This is a genomic window from Dickeya parazeae Ech586 (genome assembly GCF_000025065.1).
Taxonomy (GTDB): domain Bacteria; phylum Pseudomonadota; class Gammaproteobacteria; order Enterobacterales; family Enterobacteriaceae; genus Dickeya; species Dickeya zeae.
The window spans coordinates 1,944,176-1,964,313 of the sequence record NC_013592.1; the positions used below are offsets into that span (position 1 = coordinate 1,944,176).

Annotated in this window: 17 protein-coding genes; 11 read left to right on the top strand and 6 right to left on the bottom strand. The window is 54.4% G+C overall.

The genetic code is table 11. The annotated features are described in order from the left end of the window. The first annotated feature begins 173 nt into the window (after positions 1-173). The 4 genes from DD586_RS08550 (at position 174) to DD586_RS08560 (ending at position 4,322) form a co-directional block, all read left to right on the top strand. On the top strand, positions 174-1,736 hold the full coding sequence (locus tag DD586_RS08550; RefSeq protein ID WP_012884408.1) for a M20/M25/M40 family metallo-hydrolase: 1,563 nt from the start codon (positions 174-176) through the stop codon (positions 1,734-1,736). Between the two features lie 119 nt (positions 1,737-1,855). Continuing rightward, positions 1,856-3,421 (top strand): transcriptional regulator TyrR, encoded by a 1,566-nt coding sequence (tyrR, locus tag DD586_RS08555; RefSeq protein ID WP_012884409.1) that lies wholly within the window; start codon positions 1,856-1,858, stop codon positions 3,419-3,421. Between the two features lie 359 nt (positions 3,422-3,780). Continuing rightward, positions 3,781-4,074, top strand: a complete 294-nt coding sequence (locus tag DD586_RS21975) for a hypothetical protein (RefSeq protein WP_012884410.1) — start codon at positions 3,781-3,783, stop codon at positions 4,072-4,074. Positions 4,075-4,109: 35 nt separating this feature from the next. Beyond that, on the top strand, positions 4,110-4,322 hold the full coding sequence (locus DD586_RS08560) for a hypothetical protein (protein ID WP_012884411.1): 213 nt from the start codon (positions 4,110-4,112) through the stop codon (positions 4,320-4,322). A 93-nt stretch (positions 4,323-4,415) separates the two neighbouring features. On the opposite strand, the gene DD586_RS08565 is transcribed toward DD586_RS08560, so the two are convergent. After that, entirely contained in the window at positions 4,416-5,333 is a 918-nt protein-coding gene (locus DD586_RS08565) for a LysR family transcriptional regulator (RefSeq protein WP_012884412.1), read from the bottom strand. 143 nt (positions 5,334-5,476) lie between these two features. On the opposite strand from DD586_RS08565, the gene DD586_RS08570 reads away from it, so the two are divergent. The 3 genes from DD586_RS08570 to DD586_RS08580 all read left to right on the top strand — a co-directional run bounded on the left by DD586_RS08570 (position 5,477) and on the right by DD586_RS08580 (position 8,426). Next, complete coding sequence (locus DD586_RS08570; RefSeq protein WP_012884413.1) at positions 5,477-6,874, top strand: amidohydrolase family protein; 1,398 nt, start codon at positions 5,477-5,479, stop codon at positions 6,872-6,874. 14 nt (positions 6,875-6,888) lie between these two features. Further along, positions 6,889-7,362, top strand: a complete 474-nt coding sequence (locus DD586_RS08575) for a DMT family transporter (RefSeq protein WP_012884414.1) — start codon at positions 6,889-6,891, stop codon at positions 7,360-7,362. Positions 7,363-7,457: 95 nt separating this feature from the next. Then, a complete protein-coding gene (locus DD586_RS08580) occupies positions 7,458-8,426 on the top strand; it encodes an aldo/keto reductase (protein WP_012884415.1) in 969 nt (322 codons plus the stop codon). Positions 8,427-8,658: 232 nt separating this feature from the next. Here DD586_RS08580 and DD586_RS08585 read toward each other — a convergent pair whose 3' ends face one another. Continuing rightward, positions 8,659-9,207: a GNAT family N-acetyltransferase gene (locus tag DD586_RS08585; protein ID WP_012884416.1), complete on the bottom strand. Its 549-nt coding sequence runs from the start codon at positions 9,205-9,207 to the stop codon at positions 8,659-8,661. Positions 9,208-9,281: 74 nt separating this feature from the next. On the opposite strand from DD586_RS08585, the gene DD586_RS08590 reads away from it, so the two are divergent. Next, positions 9,282-11,657: a penicillin acylase family protein gene (locus DD586_RS08590; RefSeq protein WP_012884417.1), complete on the top strand. Its 2,376-nt coding sequence runs from the start codon at positions 9,282-9,284 to the stop codon at positions 11,655-11,657. Between the two features lie 24 nt (positions 11,658-11,681). Here the strand turns inward: DD586_RS08590 and DD586_RS08595 are convergent, their stop codons facing one another. Next, positions 11,682-12,590 (bottom strand): helix-turn-helix transcriptional regulator, encoded by a 909-nt coding sequence (locus tag DD586_RS08595; protein WP_012884418.1) that lies wholly within the window; start codon positions 12,588-12,590, stop codon positions 11,682-11,684. A 126-nt stretch (positions 12,591-12,716) separates the two neighbouring features. On the opposite strand from DD586_RS08595, the gene DD586_RS08600 reads away from it, so the two are divergent. Beyond that, entirely contained in the window at positions 12,717-14,138 is a 1,422-nt protein-coding gene (locus DD586_RS08600) for an MFS transporter (RefSeq protein ID WP_012884419.1), read from the top strand. A gap of 75 nt (positions 14,139-14,213) precedes the next feature. On the opposite strand, the gene tpx is transcribed toward DD586_RS08600, so the two are convergent. Both tpx and mpaA read right to left on the bottom strand, forming a co-directional pair. After that, positions 14,214-14,717 (bottom strand): thiol peroxidase, encoded by a 504-nt coding sequence (tpx, locus tag DD586_RS08605; RefSeq protein WP_012884420.1) that lies wholly within the window; start codon positions 14,715-14,717, stop codon positions 14,214-14,216. 56 nt (positions 14,718-14,773) lie between these two features. Next, positions 14,774-15,505, bottom strand: a complete 732-nt coding sequence (mpaA, locus tag DD586_RS08610) for a murein tripeptide amidase MpaA (RefSeq protein WP_012884421.1) — start codon at positions 15,503-15,505, stop codon at positions 14,774-14,776. Positions 15,506-15,807: 302 nt separating this feature from the next. Between mpaA and DD586_RS08615 the strand changes: the two genes are divergently transcribed. Then, positions 15,808-17,388 (top strand): peptide ABC transporter substrate-binding protein, encoded by a 1,581-nt coding sequence (locus DD586_RS08615; RefSeq protein ID WP_167316307.1) that lies wholly within the window; start codon positions 15,808-15,810, stop codon positions 17,386-17,388. A gap of 154 nt (positions 17,389-17,542) precedes the next feature. After that, positions 17,543-18,520 (top strand): zinc transporter ZntB, encoded by a 978-nt coding sequence (gene zntB, locus DD586_RS08620; protein WP_012884423.1) that lies wholly within the window; start codon positions 17,543-17,545, stop codon positions 18,518-18,520. Positions 18,521-18,929: 409 nt separating this feature from the next. On the opposite strand, the gene ttcA is transcribed toward zntB, so the two are convergent. Continuing rightward, positions 18,930-19,871 carry a tRNA 2-thiocytidine(32) synthetase TtcA gene (gene ttcA, locus DD586_RS08625; protein WP_012884424.1) on the bottom strand — a complete coding sequence of 314 codons (942 nt, stop codon included), beginning with the start codon at positions 19,869-19,871 and terminating at the stop codon, positions 18,930-18,932. Positions 19,872-20,138 lie beyond the last annotated feature (267 nt).

Below are 20,138 nucleotides of genomic sequence, written 5' to 3' on the forward strand. Positions count from 1 at the left end.
GCGTTGCCACGAAGCATGTTTATCTATACTTGTTATCCATCAGGTTGCCATTGTGCGGCAACCTGATGGAATGACGGGTAACCCGGCAGGCAAATCGCTCACACGATGTTCGATGCTGCCGATAACCAGAAGATGGATGTTCTTTTTTTCCTCTGGCTGGAAGGATACTGATAATGTTTCGTGGCAAAAAACGCCTGGTGGTCAGCGTGCTTGGCGCGTTGGCGCTGGCAGGCTCTGCTCAGGCACAGCAGTGGGTCATGACCCCCGCCGAAGGCCTGAATTTCGCTAAGGCCAGCTTTCCCGAATATCTTGAAGGCCTGACGCTCAGTAACGATACCGATGTCGCCGCTGATATTCAGCGTAACCTCAATTGGCTGGATAAGGCGTTTCAAAAGCGCGGATTCACCACCCAGCAACTGGCTAACGGCGCACACCCGATGCTGTATGCGGAGTGGGGGCCTATCCAGCCTAATCGCCCGACAGTGCTGTTTCTGATGCATTTTGACGGCCAATCCGCCAGCGCCTCTGACTGGACGTCGGACCCCTGGAAACCCACGCTGAAAATGAAAGATGCTCGCGGAATCTGGATGCCACAGCCCAATGATCGGCTGATGCAACCGGGGTTGGATCCGGAGTGGCGTGTCTTTGGGCGGTCCGCGTCGGATGGGAAAGGCGTTATCTCGATGTTCCTGACAGCCGTGGATGCGATTAAAAGTGCCCGTATCACGCCGACGGTCAATATCAAGGTGTTACTCGACTCTGAAGAGGAGCGCGGGTCGCCGCACCTGACGGCGGTGGTCAACCAGAATGCCGCCCGGATTAAAAACGACGGCGTAGTGATTTTCAATGGCGGGGTGAACACCAATAACAAACCGGTGATCACCTTCGGTTATCGCGGGTCGATACAGGTCGATATGACGGTCTTTGGCCCGGACCCGGCAGCGCACAGCGGTGCATTCGGTAATGTGATTATCAACCCGGTGCAACAGATGGCGACATTGCTGGCCGGGCTTAAAGACCCCGATGGACGAGTGACCTTGCCCGGTTTCTATGACCGGGTCAAATTAACCGACGAGGAGCATAAGCAACTGGCCGCGCAGGCCCCGCAGCCAGGCACTATCGAAAGCCGTTATGGGGTGACCCAACTGGAGAAAATGGCACCCAACCCGGTGGAAGCCGTGCAGTATCCATCGCTGGATGTGATTGGGTTCAGGGCGGGCGATACCGGCCGTAAGGCGGTGTACGCCATTCCCTCAACCGCGACCGCCAGTATCAATATCCGTACTGTGCCTGAAACATCGCCAGATTATCTGTATGACCTGCTGAAAAAATACGTGGTGTCGAAAGGGTTCTACGTGGTTCGTTCGGATTCCCCCTCGTTGCAGGAACGTAATCATAATGCCCGGCTTATCTCCATGAGCATGATGACCTCGTCAGGCAGTTCCTTTGCGGTGCGCACCCAGATGGCGTCGCCACTGGCGAAATGGGCGATAGACGGCGTGAAGGCACCGGTAAAAGGCGACCCGGAGAAAAACCGCATGCTGGGGGTCTCGCCGCCGATTAACGGCGCACTGGCCGCGCTGAAAAACGCGTTTGCGGTGGTCTCACTGGTGAATGCGGATAACGGTTCGTATGGCGCTGATGAGAATATGCGTATCGGCAACTATATCGATGGTATCCGGGTTATGGTCTCCATGCTGACAACACCGTTTCCTGAAGAGGAAAAGGCGAAGTAAACCTGAAATTCACTTGCCGGGGTGTCAACTTTTGCTGACACCCCACTTCATCCGGTGGCGGTGAAAGGGTATGATGCAGCTCTCGTCCCTGCCGCACCTGATAGAAGAAGGTTTTATTGATGCGTCTGGAAGTATTTTGTGAAGACCGCATTGGTCTGACTCGTGAACTGCTGGATCTGCTGGTATTGCGGCATATCGACCTGCGCGGTATCGAAATTGATCCTGTCGGCCGGATCTACCTCAATTTCACCACCCTCGGTTTTGACACCTTTCGGGAACTGATGACGGAAATTCGCCGCATCGCGGGGGTCAGTGATGTGCGTACCGTGGCGTTTATGCCATCCGAACGGGAGCATCGGGCGCTGAATGCCTTGCTGGAGTCGATGCCCGAGCCGGTTTTATCGTGTGATCTGAAAGGAAAAGTGGAGCTTATCAACGCTGCAGCCCTTAGCCTGTTTGATCTCACGCAGGAAAAAGCCCGCACGCTGACCATCAACCAGTTGCTCAATGATTCCCCAATTACCCGCTGGCAAGAGCAGGGCGGCCAGCCGGAAACCACCCGCGTGGTGCTACGCGGTCAGGATTTCCTGCAGGAAGTGACCCCGGTTCATCTGGAAGACGATAAAGGGAAACCCACGGTTGTCGGCGCATTGGTGACACTGAAATCGGCCGCACGCATGGGCCGCCAGTTACAGGATACCCCCGTTAACGACGAGCGCGAGTTCGACCATATCGTGGCAGTAAGTCCACGCATGCGGCAGGTGGTGGAACAGGCACGCAAGCTGGCGATGCTGGATGCGCCGTTGTTACTGGTGGGCGAAACCGGCACCGGCAAGGATATGTTGGCCCGAGCCTGCCATCTGCGCAGTAGCCGCGGTAAGAAACCGTTTTTGGCGCTCAACTGCGCCGCCTTGCCCGATGACGTGATGGAAAGCGAGCTTTACGGTCATGCGCCGGGCGCGTACCCCAACGCGCTGGAAGGCAAGAAAGGCTTCTTTGAGCAGGCGAACGGCGGTTCGGTACTGCTGGATGAAGTGGGCGAAATGTCGCCGCAGATGCAGACTAAACTGCTGCGTTTCCTCAACGACGGGACGTTTCGGCGGGTAGGGGAGGAGCATGAGGTGCATGTGGACGTGCGGGTTATCTGCGCGACGCAGAAAAACCTGCTCGACCTGGTGCAGCGCGGCCTGTTCCGTGAAGACCTCTACTACCGCCTGAATGTGCTGACGTTGCAACTGCCGCCGCTGCGGGAGTGCCCGGCGGATGTCATGCCGTTGGTTGAGCTGTTCGTCGCCCGCTTTGCCGATGAGCAAGGTATGAAGCGCCCACCTATCGCTCAGGAAGTGCGTAACCTGCTGCCGCAGTATGGCTGGCCGGGTAACGTGCGGCAGTTGAAAAACACCATCTATCGGGCGTTGGCGCAAATGGACGGTGGCGAACTTCGCCTGCACGATATCGATTTACCCGCCTTTCAGCCTGAGATTACCCACAATGACGATTTACTGGAAGGTTCGCTCGACGATATCAGCAAGCGGTTTGAACGCTCGGTATTAACCCGCCTTTACCAGACCTACCCCAGCACCCGTAAGCTGGCCAAACGGCTTGGCGTCTCTCACACCGCCATCGCCAACAAATTGCGGGAGTATGGGCTGAGTAGCCGTAAAGGTGGGGATGAGGACGAGTAAGTCCGAATGAGTAAGCCTGAATAAAGCAATAAAAAAGCGGGTGGTGTGCCATCTGCTTTTTTTGAGTGGGAGGGAATTCATCGACCATGAAAGTATGCAGAAATAATCCGGCCACTATAAAATGACGATTAAAATCAGATTGTGATAATCCAGAGTGGCTCACAGTATAGAAAAAATAAGTATCTGAAAAGTATTCGGATACCCAGAGCAGCTGGTTTCAGGGAAAAATGGTCTGCTAATCTTCTGGCTCGTGATCAATAGTGGAGCAGATACTTAGATTTATTAAAGGGATTTTTTCCATGTCGATATTAATTAGCGCCAAAGATAGTGTTTTGATGCGATGAAAAATGAGATTAAGAATGCAGATTAGATATGGTTTTATTTTAATTTTCACATTATGCATTTCAGGGTGTAATACTCTGATTAAGCCTAATAAATTATATTCTTCACAGATCTATAATCGAGATTATAATGAAGATAAGCATAAGTTTCAGGGTTTTGGTACCAACTATGGGGCGATATTTGCTGTCGGATATGATAAAAGTGTTGGATTTGTAAGAGAAAATGGTCAGGAATGGCATTGGATTGGTAAGACAGGATGGATTACTAAAGAAAATTACAATGAAAAATGCAACCTTTTATTAAATTCTTAGCGTGGTCTAAATTACCAAAATCCGAACAGGAGTCTATGAGGATAAAATATAACGGAGAAGCCATTCTTAAAGAAGCCGCTGTTGAATTCAGATATTTCAAAGATAGCTCACCTGCATTTGTTGATCTGGCGTATGCTAATACCTGGAGTTTAGATAACGCTCTCCTTGATCGTTTATCTAACTACTACCCTGCTCAAAGTATTAACCAAATGGTGATGATGATTAATGCTGAGTTAGCAATACCCTGAGGCAGAGAACACATGTTTCTGTTTCATCGTAGTGTCTTCAGGTCTAAGGAGTGCGTGGCATCGCCTTGTCGAACTCACCGCTCAAAGCGGATATCAGGGCTCGGAGCGATGTGCAGGCATCTCGTTGCGGAACAGTTCAGCAACCCAGTCAGTGAATGCGCGTAATGCTGGCGAAACGAAACGGTGATGTGGATAAAGTAACGTCACCGGCACGTCAGCAGGTCGCCAGTCCTCCAGCACTTCAATCAGCCTTTTGTCCTGCAGATAGCGGGATACCACGCTTTTCGCTAGCTGCGCCAGCCCATATCCGTCAAGACACATCTGTATATAAAGGCCGGTTTCATTCACTGCCATGACGCCGTTAACCTGAACAATTTTGCTTTCATGACCGCGGACAAAGCGCATTTCATTCGCACGCCTGGCGTTTCCCGAGAAGTAATGAATAGCCTGATGATGGGACAGGTCATCAGGGGTGAGCGGCGTTCCCTTTGCGTGCAGATACGCCGGTGATGCACAGGTTACCCAGGTTAACTTCCCAAGCGGACGGGCTATCAGTGTTGAATCACTCAGATCGCCGGTGCGTATCACACAATCCACACCCTCCTGAATGAGGTCTACCTGACGATCGCTGACGCCTATCATCAGATAGATATCTGGGTAACGTCGGCGAAAATCTTTCAGGTTCGGCGTAATCACCGCGTGAGCAATCCCTGCGGGCATATCAACCCGCAGACGTCCTTGCGGTCGTTGTATGGCGTCCGTCAGGCTGGACTCTGTATGCGCAATCAGCGCGAGTATTTCACGGCAACTCGCCAGATACTGCGCACCTTCTGGGGTCAGGTTGACCCGCCGCGTTGTTCTGTTCAGCAGCCGTACCTGCAGATGTTTTTCGAGATTTTTAATCGTACTCGTCACCGTTGAGGCCGGCAAAGACAGTGTTTGTGCGGCGTGGATGAAACTTCCGGCTTCCGCAACGCGTATAAAAATCTGCATGGCCTGAATGCGATCCATTTTCTATCGACCTCACTGTAATGACATTCCCGACCATCAAGATTATTGGTTATTCGTGAATAATAAAAACAGTTTAGCTGGCTTTTTCGCCCTAATGACTTTCCGTACCTTTACGTCACTCCCTATGTGAAGGTGAAATAACAATGACGAATTACAACAGGAATATCGTACATCACACGACAGGACCCCACTCCCGGACGCTGATCCGCGGTGCCACCATCCTGAGCATGGATAGCGAGAGGGGGAATAAGGTGCGCGGAGATATTCTCATCGAGGGCACCACCATCAAGGCCGTAGGTGAAAACCTGGAGGGCTGGGATGCGGCCATTATTGATGCAACCAACATGATTGCCATGCCGGGCATGGTCGATACCCATCGCCATTCCTGGGAAGGTCAGTTGCGCCGAATCAATCCCAATGCCGCCACGCTTGAGGATTATTGCAATGCCACGCACTTTTCCTTTGCCAAATACTATCGCCCCGCTGACATGTACATCGGCAATCTGATTACCGCTCTGGGCTGCATCGATGCAGGCATCACCACGGTGATTGATAACTCGCACAACAGCCGCTCCGGCGCGCACGCTGATGCCGCTGTTGAAGCGTTGCTTGATGCTGGCATTCGTGCTGTTCATGCGTCGGGTGCACCCGTTAGCGGAGAGTGGGACCGAGCGCACTGGCCCGGTAACTGGCAACGCCTGCAGGAAAAATATTTCAGGAATAACCCTGACAGCCTGGTTTCTCTTGCGGTGATGGCCCAGTTGGAGCCAGAAATGTGGGCCGAAGCTCGCAGGCTGGGCCTGCCGATTATTACTGAATTCTTCGGTGGTGAGATGGCGGCGGAACTGGAAGGACTACACCGAAAAGGGTTGCTCGGCCCGGATAATATCTTTAACCACTGCACCTCACTGCCAGACGCCGGGTGGGAAATCCTGCGCGAGGCGGGCGTGCGGGTAAACGTATGCCCACGCTCAGATGCCCACTACGGCATTGAAGACGGTATGTTTGCCATGCGGTCAGCCCTGCGCCACGGTATCAACCCCGGTCTGAGCGTCGATAACGAGACCTCTTACAGTGGCGATATGTTTATGGAGATGCGCGTGGCGTTTTATCTCCAGCGCGTTATGGGCATGCACCAGCACCAGTGCTGTGGTGCCGCGCATACGCCGGTTACGCTTCAGACTCATACCCTGCTAAAAGCCGCCACGCTTGACGGTGCCGCCTGTGCAGGGTTGCAGGAAAAAATCGGCAGCCTGACCCCCGGAAAACAGGCGGACCTGATACTGATTCGAACCGATGACATCAACCTTTATCCATCCAGCAATGCGCTGGGTACCGTCGTTCATGCGGCGGAGCGCAGCAATATCGATACCGTGATGATCGGCGGGCGTATCGTCAAGCAGGGCGGCAAGGTGCTGGGTGTTGACAGCCAACAGCTTCGAGCGGCGATTGATGAATCCCGTCAGCACCTGTTTGCGGCGGCCGGTTATCAGCCAGATATGTTTGCTGACGCATTCCTGCCGTTGCAGCAGGCACACTGACAGGGATGAAACGCATGAGCACGGTTTATTACTTGATTGCTTTTGCCGCAGGCCTGGGGATTACGCTACAGACGACCCTCAACAGCCAGCTTGCAAGAGGGCTGGGGGGTGACCCGGTTACCGCCGCGCTGTTTTCCTTCGCCGCCGGGGCGTTCAGCCTCGGGGTTTACGCGTTGCTGCGAGGGGGATTATTCACCTCGCTTGCCGTCATCCCATCGCAACCGTTATGGAGTCTGACCGGTGGCCTGATTGGCGCTTGCGCGCTGTTCAGCTATGTCGTGCTCGCACCGAAAATTGGTTTTTCAGCCCTGCTCGGGCTTGCCATTGCCGGGCAATTACTTTCATCACAGGTGATTGACCACTTTGGCCTGCTGGGTGCCATCCGAAGGCCGGTGTCGGTCATCAAACTGGGTGGATTACTGATCATGCTGAGCGGGCTTGCTATCTCGTTGTTCGGCGATCGGTTGGTATCGCGCTTTCTGAACTGACAGGGCGAAGCCACCGTCAGTGTCTGACAACGCACACTCAATCGACTTATCAGGACGTCAGCGCGTTAATTTATAAAGAAGGTAAAGAATCCAACATGAAAATGAGAAGGTTAGGTTCGCAAGGTCTGGTTGTTTCAGAGATGGGGCTGGGCTGTATGGGGATGAGTCATGGTTATGGTCAAACCGCCGCGCGCGAGGACATGACGACGTTAATACATAAAGCTATCGAATTAGGCTGCAATCTTTTTGATACAGCACCTATTTATGGATTTGAGAATGAAGCGTTACTAGGTGAGGCGCTGAAGGATAATAAAGAGGCTGTCATCATCGCGACGAAATTTGGGGTGACGGGGCTGGAGAATTTTCAGGGTCAGCTCACGCCAATCGTCGATAGCCGCCCAGAATCTATCAGAAAACAAGTAGACGGCTCTTTAAAACGGTTGCAGATAGATTGTATCGATTTGCTCTACCAACATCGTATTGATCCGAATGTAGAGCCAGAAGTGGTGGCTGGCGTCATGGAGGAATTAATCACCGAAGGGAAAATTAACTATTGGGGGTTATCAAACTCACCCGTCGAATATATCCGACGCGCTCATGCTGTCTGTCCTGTTACGGCCATCGAAGACCAGTATTCAATGATGTGGCGTAAGCCCGAGAATGCGTTGTTTCAGGTTTGCGAAGAACTGGATATTGGATTCATGGCATACAGCCCCTTAGGCAACGGATTTCTAAGTGGAAAAATTACCAAAGAGACAACCTATCAGGATGGTGATTTCAGAGGCCTGATGGGGCGATTTAAACCCGAGGTGATTGAACGTAATCAGGCTTTATTAGCGGTAATTGCGAAAATGGCGGAGCGGAAAAATGCCACTTCCGCACAGGTGGTTCTCGCCTGGGAACTGGCGCAAAAGCCTTACCTTGTTCCTCTTCCCGGCACCACGAAATTGCATCGATTAGAAGAAAATTTCAAAGCCGTCGATGTTCAGTTGAACCGGTCTGAGTTAGCGGAAATAAATGAAACATTATCCCAAATCGACATCGATGAAACATTTTTTAAATAGCAAGGAATACGAAATGAAAACAGCAGTTGCACAGGCGCACGTTGTCGTTCTCTACTGGCTTAATTCTGCGTGTTACACAACTGCCTTATTTTTTAATAAGGCAGTTAATATGCACCTGCAACCTGACGTACTATGGCGGTAATTAAATACGTCTATGATGACCTTCGATGCTCATTGTGGCTCTGCGTAAGTAGCACCTCAACGCTGCCAGTGTTATCAACACCGGCAAACATCAATGAGCCAGCACATCCCCGGGGATAAGCGAATAGAGCGCGGCGGTGACCGGCTGGTCATGGATAATAATCCGGTTTCGCAGTAACCCTTCGAAATGTGCGCCGACTTTCTTTGCGACCTGACGGCTGGCGTGGTTTTCTTCGGCAGCGATGATTTCCAGTCGTGTCAGCCCCAGCGTGCCGAAACCAAATGGCACCACTTCTCGTAGCGCTTCAGGAACGACCCCTTGGCCCTGTGCAGACTGGCGAACCCAATAACCAATATTGCCGAGTCGGTAGGCTTTGCTGATATTGTTGATAGCGATGGAACCCAACAGATCGCCAGTAGTACGGTCGGTGATCACCAGATCAAAGGCGGTGCCTTCACGACGTAGTTGTTCGCAGAAGGTTATCCAGCTTTGTGCCATTGGCAGATCGTAATCGGGCACGCACCACGGTAGCCAGCGTCCTACGGATTCTATCGATTCACGGATGGCGTCAAATAGCGCGACGGCGTCAGAGGGCATGAACGGGCGCAGACTCAAACGCTCGGTTAGCAGTGGGAACATATCACCTCCAGAAAACCAGCCTAGCGGATACAGGATGATACAAATGATAATGCAACAGTTTTTTGCCCCACGCTATGGTCATTAACGCTCACCTGAATAATGCGGGAGAATACATTGTGCGTATCAAAAACTGGCGAAGGCTGACGGTTGGCGCGTTGTCGCTGGGGGGCGTGCTGGTGATAGCGCTGGCTGCCACCGTATGGTGGTTACTGCGCCAGAGTTTACCCCCGATAGACGGCGAGTTACGTGTCCCTGGGTTGCATACAGCAGTGACGATCGACAGGGACGATGCTGGTGTGCCGGTCATTCGGGCTAACGACCGTCAGTCAGCCGCCTTCGCGCTGGGGTTTGTCCATGCGCAGGACCGTTTCTTCCAGATGGACTTGCTAAGACGCAATGCCGCAGGGGAACTGGCGGCGCTGGTAGGGGCAGCGGCATTACCGCTGGACCGGCAGCATCGGTTGTTCTTGTTGCGCCAGCAAGTGGCCCGAAACTGGCAGGCATTACCCGTTGAGCAGCAACAAATTCTGCGCAGTTATGCCGATGGCGTCAATGCCGGGCTGAGTAGCCTGAAAACGCGTCCGTTTGAATATGGGTTGCTACGCGTTAAGCCGCAAGTCTGGTTGCCGGAAGACACCTTGCTGGTGATCGCCTCCATGTATTTTGACTTGCAGGATAACCAGTTTGGTCGGGAGTACGCCCGTGGCTGGATTGCCAGCCAGAGTACGCCGGAACAGGCTGATTTTTTATTGCCGGATGCCAGCGTATGGGATGCGCCGTTGGCAGGCCAACTGCCGCCTTTCCAGGAAGAACCGGCTACGCCGCCGTCATGGTGGGGGCAGTCTGGTAGTAAGACTGGTGCGTCAGTTGGCGGCCAGGAACAGGCCAAAGGCAGCAATGGCTGGCTGGTGAGTACAGCCGGGAAGGCGATACTGGCTAACGACATGCATCTTGGCTTAAGTCTGCCGACGATATGGTATCGCGCACAGCTCATTTACCCGACGGAGGCGGGCACACTGCGCCTGACAGGATTTTCTCTGCCCGGTGCGCCCGCCATTATCAGTGGCAGCAATGGCGTTATCGCCTGGGGTTTTACCAACAGTTATGTCGATACTTTTGACTGGGTGAAACTGGCCTCTCAGGAAGGTCATCAACGCACGGTGCAGGAAACGCTGGCGGTCAGCCACGGCGAGCCGCAGTCGATGACGGTACAAACCAGCGACTGGGGTCCGGTGGTCGAAACCGGACAAGGACGCATGGCGATGCACTGGGTACTCCAGTTGCCGGGCGCGCTGGATTTGTCGCTGATGTCGCTGGCGGAAACGCACTCCGTGCCAGACGCGCTGGCTGCCGGGCAGCGCGCCGGGCTGCCGGTACAAAACCTGCTGGTAGCGGATAAGCGAGGCCATATTGGCTGGACGCTGGCTGGCGTACTGCCGGACCGGCTGGTACCCGGCAGACAGAACAGTTTTCCTCTGGCGGATCTGGCGCAGGCACGCTGGCGTGAGCGTGGTTTACCCGCCGATTCTTATCCTGAAGTCATCGATCCGCCGCAGGGTGTCATCGTTGCTGCCAACAACCGTATGCTGTTTGATGATCAAGGGGAGAGGCTCGGGGATGGCGGGGCGGACTCCGGTGTTCGTGCGTCAGCGATTCATCAGGCGCTGGGGGAAGTTAGCCAGTCGGATATCGCCGCGATGCACCGGATCCAACTCGATAACCGCGCACTGCTGGCTGCCAGCTGGCGTGACCGGTTGATGGAGTGCATGAATGCCTCTGCGCCTGACTCGATGGCCGATTACACCGCGGTTAAAACGTTATTACAGCAATGGGATGGGCAGGCGACAGCTGATTCTGTGGCGTACCTGTTGCTGAATCGCTGGCGTGAGGCGCTTTACCAACAGCTGTTCGGCACATTCGATCAACAATTGGCGCAGGCGTGGCCGAAGGCCAGTTACCGGGCGGCTAACCCGCGCTGGGATATGACGGTACAACAGCTGATGCATGATGAGGCCATGTTGTGGGTACCGAAACCGGCGAAAAACTGGTGCCAGTTCTCGTTACAGCAACTGGAAACGGTATGGCGGGATAACGGCGAGGGCCACCGTCGCTGGGGGGATGAGAATCAGAGCCACATCGCCCACCCGCTGGCTTCCTCACTGCCGTTGCTGGGCCGTTTGCTGCAAGCGCCGGTATACCCGCTGTCCGGAGACAACAACGTGCCGCATGTCAACCGCCCGGCCTTCGGCGCGTCGGAGCGGCTGGTGATATCGCCGGGTGATGACGCTGGTGCTACGCTGAGCCTGCCAGGGGGGCAGAGTGGTAATCCGCTCAGTCGCTGGTGGCTGGACGGGTATCACCGCTGGATAAGCGACACACAGACACCGTTATTACCGGGGGCCGGTACCCGACAATTGCGACTGAAACCGGCTGACAGTGCTCAGCCTTAATGCAGACGAGTGTACCGGTAGCGTTTATGACGAATGTGGTGCATCGCCAGGTGGCGGCAGTTGCGCCAGCTGTGCCAGTTGCGCGCTATCCTGCTCGCTGGCAGGCATGTAGACCAGCAGCCGGTCACCGCTGCGCGAAGCGCTCCACCAGTTGATCTGTCGCAGGGTGAAAACACCCAACGAGGGATGGCGAAATCGTTTGATTTTGTCATCCACGCCTTGCACCTCGTAACGCTGATACCACAACTGGCGAAATTCGTCCGACGCGTTCAGATAGCGCTGTAGCTGTGCTTCCCACAGCGGTTCCCCGGCATGCTCGGTCATCTGGGCGCGAAACATCGCCACCAGATTGGGCAGTAAATCCTGCTGATCGACCATCCTCTCCCGCCAGTTCGGGTGCGTCAGCGCCAGCCAGATGCAGTTACGATCTTCCGGTGCCAGCTGATGCAGGTCTATATCCAGCAATTGGCTCCAGGCGCGGTTAAATCCCAGAATGTTGGACCGCGCATTGACGATCACCGCCGGAAGCGGGTTGAGTTGATCGAGAATGCGTTGGCTGTCGGCACTGATTTTCTCGCAACTGGCCTGAGCTGAAGGGGAAAACGGCAACCCGGCCAGCATAAACAGATGCCGGGTTTCGGTTTCATTGCATTGCAGGGCATTGGCTATTGCCGTGAGTGTTTTAGCCGAGGCACGGATCTCGCGACCTTGCTCCAGCCAGGTGTACCAGGTGATCCCCACATCAGCCAGCAGCGCTACATCTTCGCGGCGCAGCCCCGGCGTGCGCCGCTTGCGGGGAATGGAAAGCCCCAGGCGCAGCGGGTCAAGGCTTTCACGTCGTGCGCGTAAAAACGCCCCCAGCCGTTTACGGTTATCCGGTTGTAGTGGCAGAACCCGGGAGTCAGCAGCAGGAACGGGTGTCGGCATAACCATAGCAATCTCCAGATGGGGGAACGTGACAAACAGGTAGTTTTTATACCAGGATAAGCAGGAACTGGTACCCGTTTAAATTATCGATAATGCTAACTACCTCACAGAATTAACACAACGGGTACTGCGATGAAACAGGTTTCACTTTCACAGGGGCTTAACGGCATCGGTCTGATAGTATTGCTGACTGGCCAACTGTTGCCGATGATCGATTTTTCGATCGTCAACGTCGCACTGGAAGCGATCGCCCATTCACTGTCTGCTAGCCCGGCTGAGCTGGAGCTGGTGGTGTCGGTTTATGGTGTGGCGTTTGCCGTCTCTCTGGCAATGGGCGGACGGCTGGGGGACAACCTGGGGCGACGCCGGGTGTTTCTGACGGGCGTTGCCGTGTTTGGCGTTGCGTCGCTGTTGTGTGGCATCGCCCAGTCGGTATGGGTGCTGCTGGCGGCCCGCGCCTTGCAAGGTGTTGGGGCGGCACTGGTGGTGCCGCAGATTCTGGCGACGATTCATGTCTGCCTGCGAGGGCGCGAGCATGCCCGGGCGTTGGGGCTTTACAGCGCGATTGGCGGACTGGCATTTGTGGTCGGGCAGGTGTTAGGCGGCTTTTTAATTCAGTTAGATATCGCCGGTTATGGCTGGCGGAGCGTGTTTCTGGTGAATCTGCCGGTTTGCCTGTTGGTGTTGTTGGTGGCACCGTCACGCCTGCCGGATACCCGTGGTGAAAAACCGGTGGCGTTGGATTTACCCGGTACCGTGCTGTTGTCACTAGGGTTAGCCAGCCTGTTGTTTCCGTTGGCATTGGGGCCAATCTGGCACTGGCCGTTGGGCTGCGTGGCGGTATTGTTGAGCAGTCTGGTGTGGTTCGCGTGGCTATGGCGGGTAGAAAACCGCCAGCCTGCGCCGCTGCTGCCACCGGCGTTATTCCGGTTACCGGGGATCCGTTTTGGCTTGTTGCTGGCGTTACTGTTCTTTTCCAGCTGGAGCGGGTTTATGTTTGCGGTGGCGTATACCCTGCAATCCGGCGCGGGCTTCACCCCGTTGCAATCGGGTAACAGTTTTATCGGTCTGGGATTGTCTTATTTTGTCTCATCGCTGTTTAGCGGCCGCCTGCTGACCCGTCTGGGTAATAGAAATGTGCTGCTGATCGGGTGTGCTATCCAGATGAGTGGCCTGGCGTTGTTGATGGCGTCGCTCGCCTGGCGCTGGCCGGTATCGGTGCTGCAATTACTGCCAGCAACCATGATGATTGGGTTTGGTCAGGCGTTTATCGTCAGTAGCTTCTATCGCATTGGCATGTCTGACGTACCGACGCAGCAGGCAGGGGCGGGCAGTGCGCTGCTTTCTACCATGCAACAGGCATCACTGGGACTGGGGCCTATCGTGCTGGGCACGGTATTGGTTCATGTGTTGCACGCCAGCGGCGGGCATTTTGCTAGCGCACTGACGGCGGCATTGATGGCGGAATGGGTCGTCATGCTGGTGTTGGTGTTGTGCGCGCTGCGTAATCGACCATCACGCCCCGTGTCACAGACGGTGGCCTGTGGGGAATAGACTGTTGGGTGAGGTGAAAACAATAAAAAATGCCAGTCAACAGACTGGCATTTTTATGCGGATTATCGCTGGGATTTATTTCAGTACGGCGATGGCGGCATCGTAGTCCGGCTCGTTGGTAATTTCGTTTACCAACTCGCTGTGCAGGACATTGTCGTTTTCATCCAGCACCACAACGGCGCGGGCGGTCAGCCCTTTCAGCGCGCCTTCGGCAATCGCTACACCGTAGTTCTCTTTGAATTCCGCCCCGCGCAGCGTAGACAGAACCACCACGTTGTTCAGGCCTTCTGCGCCGCAGAAACGAGACTGGGCGAACGGTAAATCAGCAGAGACGCACAGGACAACGGTATTATCCAGGCTGGAAGCCAACTGGTTGAATTTACGCACAGACGCGGCACACACGCCGGTATCGATGCTTGGGAAAATGTTCAGGACTTTGCGCTTGCCGGCGTAGTGGCTCAGCGCCACATCAGAGAGGTCTTTGGCAACCAGTGAAAATGCCGGTGCCTTGCTGCCCGCAGCCGGGAAAGATCCTGCTACTGGTACCGGGTTACCCTGGAAATGTACATTTGTTGACATGCTTACGTCCTTCTATCACAGGTGATTAACATGTCGATTAGTGTAGGGCAACATTATCAACATTGGTATAAAAAATTACGGCTCAGCAACTGGGTCAGTGCGGGCAGATAGCGCTGGGTGGCGCTGTCTGCGGCGATCACCGGTAATTCTGCCGTAATGCACAGCAGCTGGCGCTCAGCACACCAACTGCCAAATGAGCCCGGTGTCGGATACCCGACATCGTCGACCAGCGGGAGCGAAAAGGTTTCCGACAGCCAGGCACCCAATTCAGAGTGTTGGGGGTCATCAATGCAGGCCAGCGGTTCATGAAACGACACCACCCACGGCGGTGATAAGTGTTCGATAAGACGGCACAGCGCCTGCGTTTCCGGCTCAGAGCCGGGATGGCTGCCGGTCGATATCTGCACATCGCGCACCGGGGTATCGCTGCTCCAGCGGTAGACTGTGCCATCGGGCTGCCAGTTGGCAGTGGGGAAATTGCGATTGAGATCAACACCATTGGCATTGGCGCGCAAACCCAACTGACACCCATCTGGGTTGACGGCCAGCACCACATGGTGCGCCCGACTGCCGACTGCCAGTGTGCGCAAGGCACATGAGAGTGCAACGACCGAGGAGGTTTCATCACCATGCGTACCGGCGAGGATCAATCCGCTGTGTTTTCCTGCGTTTTCCGCCGGGAACCACAGCAGCGGTGCCCCCAACCGGGAGCGGCCATACTCCTGGCCCGGTGAAGCGAAGCCCCCGCGCTCGGTACGGGGGCGCGGCACAAATCCGATATCTGTCATGGTGTTATCCTGACTGTTCCAGCGTTGTATCGTCTGATAATAACAAAAAAATCGGGCCGGTCGCGTCGGTGAGTCTGAATTGCGGGGCGCTTTGCAAACCTCCGCCGCTCCACTGGCTGGAAGGGGCGGTTTACGACTATGATAACGTACGGCCTGATAACGATTTTTTCAGTAGGCACATGCCCAACATAATTCGAGCCATGCGCTGCTACGAGGTGGCAGGACACGGCTCTTTGGTTAAAGGACACAACATGCAATTTCGTGATTCTGCAATTTCCGTGGGCGTGCTTTGCGCCGTACTGATGGTCACACTGACAGGGGCGGCGAATGCGGCACAAGTTCCCCCCGGTACGGTACTGGCTGACCAGCAGCAGATCGTACGCCATATCAAGGACGAACCCGCTTCGCTGGACCCGATTAAAGCGGTGGGGCTGCCGGAAATTCAGGTGATTCGCGATTTGTTTGAAGGGCTGGTGAATCAGGACGCACACGGCAACCCGATTCCTGGGGTGGCTCAGCGCTGGCAGACTAACGATAACCGCACCTTTATTTTTACCTTGCGGCCAGATGCACGCTGGTCAAATGGCGACCCGGTTACCGCCAGAGACTTCGTTTACAGCTGGCGGCGGCTGGTCACACCGCAGAATAACTCGCCGTTTAGCTGGTTTGCCCGAATGGCGGGCATCGTCAATGCTGATGAGATTCTGGCCGGTAAATTGCCTGCCGATAAACTCGGAGCTGTCGCAGTTGATGACCACACGCTGAAGGTGCAACTGAGCAAACCGGTGCCATATTTCATCAGCCTGATGGCTAATTTCAGCCTTTATCCGGTGCATCAGGCCACGGTGGAGAAATACGGTAACGAGTGGACTAAACCAGGCAATCTGGTGGGTAACGGCGCGTTTGTGCTTAAAGAGCGGGTAGTGAATGAAAAACTGGTGCTAACCCCTAACGATCACTATTGGGATCACGCGAATACCCGCCTGACGCAAGTGACGTTTGTGCCTATTAATCAGGAATCCAACGCTACCAAGCGTTATCTGGCAGGCGATATCGACATCACCGAATCCTTCCCGAAAAATCAGTATCACAAGCTATTGAAAGATCTGCCGGGGCAGGTGTTTACGCCAGACCAACTGGGTACCTACTATTATGCGTTTAACACCCAGCGTGCGCCGACCAACGATGTGCGGGTGCGTAAAGCGCTCTCTTATGCCATCGATCGCAAGATTATTGCTGAGAAGGTGTTAGGGACGGGAGAAAAACCAGCCTATCGCTTTACGCCCGATGTCACCGCTGGTTTCACGCCGCAACCGGGGCAACTACAACAGTATTCGCAGGCTGAACTGGACATGCAGGCTAAAGCGCTGATGGCGGCAGCAGGCTATGGCCCGTCCAGACCATTGAAACTGACGTTGTTGTACAACATGCAGGAAGTTCACCAGAAAATCGCCATTGCGGTAGCGTCAATGTGGAAGACGAAGCTGGGTGTGGACGTTAAACTGGTGAATCAGGAATGGAAAACCTACATTGACAGCCGTAACACCGGCAACTTTGACGTGATACGTGCGTCCTGGATTGGTGATTACAATGAGCCTTCCACCTTCCTGTCGTTGCTGACTTCGAGCCACAGCGGCAATATTGCGCGCTTCAATAATGCCGATTATGACCGACTGATGGCGGACACCGCCGGGCAGACAGACCGGAAGATCCTCAACGAGGATTATAACCGCGCCGAGCAGATTCTGGCGGAACAGGCGCCGATCGCCCCTATCTACCAGTACACTAACGGTCGCCTGATCAAGCCCTGGGTAAAAGGCTATCCCATCGCTAACCCGGAGGACGTGGCTTACAGTCATACACTGTACATCCTGAAGCACTGATACACGAGGCGGCCGGTTTTTTATCGCGATGTGGTGGCGCGTAATTCGGGTGCGGCACGATGTATGGGGTTGCGATTGCAGCCAGGGCAGCGGGCAGTAAGATGTGTGGTGTGAGCATGGCAGGAGTGATGTCAGGAGAGGATGTGTGGACGTGATGGACAGTAACGCTATCCAGCATATGGGGGCGGTTTTTACCTATCAACTGGATGGTCAGGGCGGCATTCTGCCGTTGGCAGAGCTCGGGTTGGGAGGGGACGAAGGACTACCCATTTGGCTGCATCTCGACTCAACTCAGTCGGCCAGCGTGCGCTGGCTGCACGAAACCACCCTGTTGCCGGATAGCGTGCGCAATGCACTGGCGGGTGAAAGCGCCCGGCCCCGCGTGGTCCGGCTGGGCGAGGGCACGCTGGTGACCCTGCGCAGTATTAATTACAACCCCAATGAAAGGCCGGACGAACTGGTCGCTATTCGGGTGTTTATTTCTGAGCGGCTGATTGTCTCTACCCGACGCCGCAAGGTCGCGGCGATCGATGAGGTAATGAGCGATCTGAAAGAGGGCAACGGGCCTGCCAACAGCGGTGATTGGATAGTGTCCATCGCCGAGGCATTAACCGACCACACCAGTGAGTTCATTGATGAGTTGCATGAGAAAATCATCGATTTGGAAGATGCGTTACTGGAACAACGTATTCCGCCGCGCGGTGAGCTGGCGCTGATCCGTAAACAGCTGATTGTGTTGCGCCGTTATATGACGCCGCAGCGTGATATTTTCTCTCGTTTGTCCGGTGAAAAATTTAGCTGGATGCAGGATGACGATCGCCGTCGCATGCAGGAAATTGCCGAACGTCTTGGCCGCGGGCTGGAGGATTTGGATGCCAGCATCGCGCGAACCACCGTCATTGCCGATGAAATTACCTCATTGATGACAGATGCCATGAACCGGCGCACGTATACCATGTCGTTGCTGGCGATGGTCTTTTTGCCCACCACCTTTCTGACCGGCTTATTTGGCGTCAATCTGGGCGGTATTCCGGGCGCGAATAGTGGTATTGGTTTTGGCATATTTTGCCTGATGTTGGTGTTATTAGTAGGCGGCGTTGCCTGGTGGTTAAAGCGCAGTAAATGGTTGTGAGTGACGCTGTGGAATTATTGCGTGAAGTATCACACAACCGGTGGCAGCGATAAAAACCATTGTCAATATTGAGCGATATCAACATTTCTGGCCCCCACCTGCGGCACTATGCATCCCGCAGGTGAATGCAACGTCAAGCGATGGGCGTTGCGCTCCATATTGTCTTACTTCCTTTTTTGAATTACTGCATAGCACAATTAATTCACACCATGCCGACGTTTCGTCGGCTTTTTTTTGCCTGCGATTTGACGATGTTGTTATTTGGGATTGGTGTCGAAGACTGTCGCGTTTACGTTGGAATCAGCGATTAAGCAGCCATTACAATAAAACGCGTGCTGGCAGTAAAGGTATCGGCGGCCATCACACCGCCGATCAACCGGTTCCGTTGTTAAATCGGTAAACGCGAAAACTAGCGAATCTCCAGCACGTCCAGACGTTCCAGTGGCCGGGTGTTGTCTTCGTCATCTTCATCCGGCTGCCAGCCCACGGGTTGTAGCGGCATTTCTTCACGGTCGAACGCTAAATCGCCGCCATCCACGACGGCACTGCCCTGACGGATCGATTTGAAATCGAATAAGGCGGTGTCGCACAGATGCGATGGCACCGCATTTTGCATGGCACTGAACATGGTTTCGATACGACCGGGGTAGCGTTTATCCCAATCGCGCAGCATGTCTTTGATCACCTGACGTTGCAGATTCGGTTGTGAACCGCACAGATTACACGGGATGATCGGGAACTGGCGCGCCTCGGCAAAGCGCTCAATGTCTTTTTCACGGCAATACGCCAGTGGGCGAATGACCACATGCTTACCGTCATCGCTTACCAGTTTGGGTGGCATGCCCTTTAGTTTGCCGCCGTAGAACATGTTGAGAAACAGCGTTTGCAGGATGTCATCACGGTGATGGCCAAGCGCTATCTTGGTGGCGCCCAGTTCGGTAGCAGTACGGTACAGGATACCGCGACGCAGGCGAGAGCACAGCGAACAGGTGGTTTTTCCTTCCGGGATCTTCTCTTTGACGATGCCGTAGGTGTTTTCTTCCACAATCTTATATTCAACGCCGATACTGTCCAGATACTGCGGCAGTACATGCTCCGGGAACCCCGGCTGCTTCTGGTCCAGATTCACCGCTACCAGCGAGAAGTTCACCGGCGCGCTTTGCTGCAAATTACGCAGGATCTCCAGCATGGTGTAGCTGTCTTTGCCACCGGACAGACAGACCATGATCCGATCGCCCTCTTCAATCATATTGAAATCGGCAATCGCTTCGCCCACGTTACGACGCAGACGCTTTTGCAATTTGTTGAGGTTGTATTGCTGCTTGGGTGTAACAGATTGATTTTCTGACATTTAACGGTAACTCGTGTTCATGGGGCCGGTGCTCCAGCATTGCTGGGGGCTAAGTGTACCATTAAGTGCGTGGTAGGGGAGTCTGGAGGCATCATAAACACGAGGTGGGGGAAGCATACTTATGGCATTCCGGGGTCACTGTTCAGCGTTTCTATCCGACGATAGTTTTCTGCTGTCTAACAGGTATTCAGTCAGTCATAGTATGAGTTACTTTAGAGTTTGACTTGTAGGCTGCGAAATTAATCTTCAATGATACACACCCATTTT

Excerpts from the sequence above, each read along its gene's own strand:
- DD586_RS08550 (WP_012884408.1), top strand. The coding sequence starts at position 174 with ATGTTTCGTGGCAAAAAACGCCTGGTGGTCAGCGTGCTTGGCGCGTTG.
- tyrR (WP_012884409.1), top strand. The coding sequence starts at position 1,856 with ATGCGTCTGGAAGTATTTTGTGAAGACCGCATTGGTCTGACTCGTGAA.
- DD586_RS21975 (WP_012884410.1), top strand. The coding sequence starts at position 3,781 with ATGCAGATTAGATATGGTTTTATTTTAATTTTCACATTATGCATTTCA.
- DD586_RS08560 (WP_012884411.1), top strand. The coding sequence starts at position 4,110 with ATGAGGATAAAATATAACGGAGAAGCCATTCTTAAAGAAGCCGCTGTT.
- DD586_RS08565 (WP_012884412.1), bottom strand. The coding sequence starts at position 5,333 with ATGGATCGCATTCAGGCCATGCAGATTTTTATACGCGTTGCGGAAGCC.
- DD586_RS08570 (WP_012884413.1), top strand. The coding sequence starts at position 5,477 with ATGACGAATTACAACAGGAATATCGTACATCACACGACAGGACCCCAC.
- DD586_RS08575 (WP_012884414.1), top strand. The coding sequence starts at position 6,889 with ATGAGCACGGTTTATTACTTGATTGCTTTTGCCGCAGGCCTGGGGATT.
- DD586_RS08580 (WP_012884415.1), top strand. The coding sequence starts at position 7,458 with ATGAAAATGAGAAGGTTAGGTTCGCAAGGTCTGGTTGTTTCAGAGATG.
- DD586_RS08585 (WP_012884416.1), bottom strand. The coding sequence starts at position 9,207 with ATGTTCCCACTGCTAACCGAGCGTTTGAGTCTGCGCCCGTTCATGCCC.
- DD586_RS08590 (WP_012884417.1), top strand. The coding sequence starts at position 9,282 with ATGGTCATTAACGCTCACCTGAATAATGCGGGAGAATACATTGTGCGT.
- DD586_RS08595 (WP_012884418.1), bottom strand. The coding sequence starts at position 12,590 with ATGGTTATGCCGACACCCGTTCCTGCTGCTGACTCCCGGGTTCTGCCA.
- DD586_RS08600 (WP_012884419.1), top strand. The coding sequence starts at position 12,717 with ATGAAACAGGTTTCACTTTCACAGGGGCTTAACGGCATCGGTCTGATA.
- tpx (WP_012884420.1), bottom strand. The coding sequence starts at position 14,717 with ATGTCAACAAATGTACATTTCCAGGGTAACCCGGTACCAGTAGCAGGA.
- mpaA (WP_012884421.1), bottom strand. The coding sequence starts at position 15,505 with ATGACAGATATCGGATTTGTGCCGCGCCCCCGTACCGAGCGCGGGGGC.
- DD586_RS08615 (WP_167316307.1), top strand. The coding sequence starts at position 15,808 with ATGGTCACACTGACAGGGGCGGCGAATGCGGCACAAGTTCCCCCCGGT.
- zntB (WP_012884423.1), top strand. The coding sequence starts at position 17,543 with ATGGACAGTAACGCTATCCAGCATATGGGGGCGGTTTTTACCTATCAA.
- ttcA (WP_012884424.1), bottom strand. The coding sequence starts at position 19,871 with ATGTCAGAAAATCAATCTGTTACACCCAAGCAGCAATACAACCTCAAC.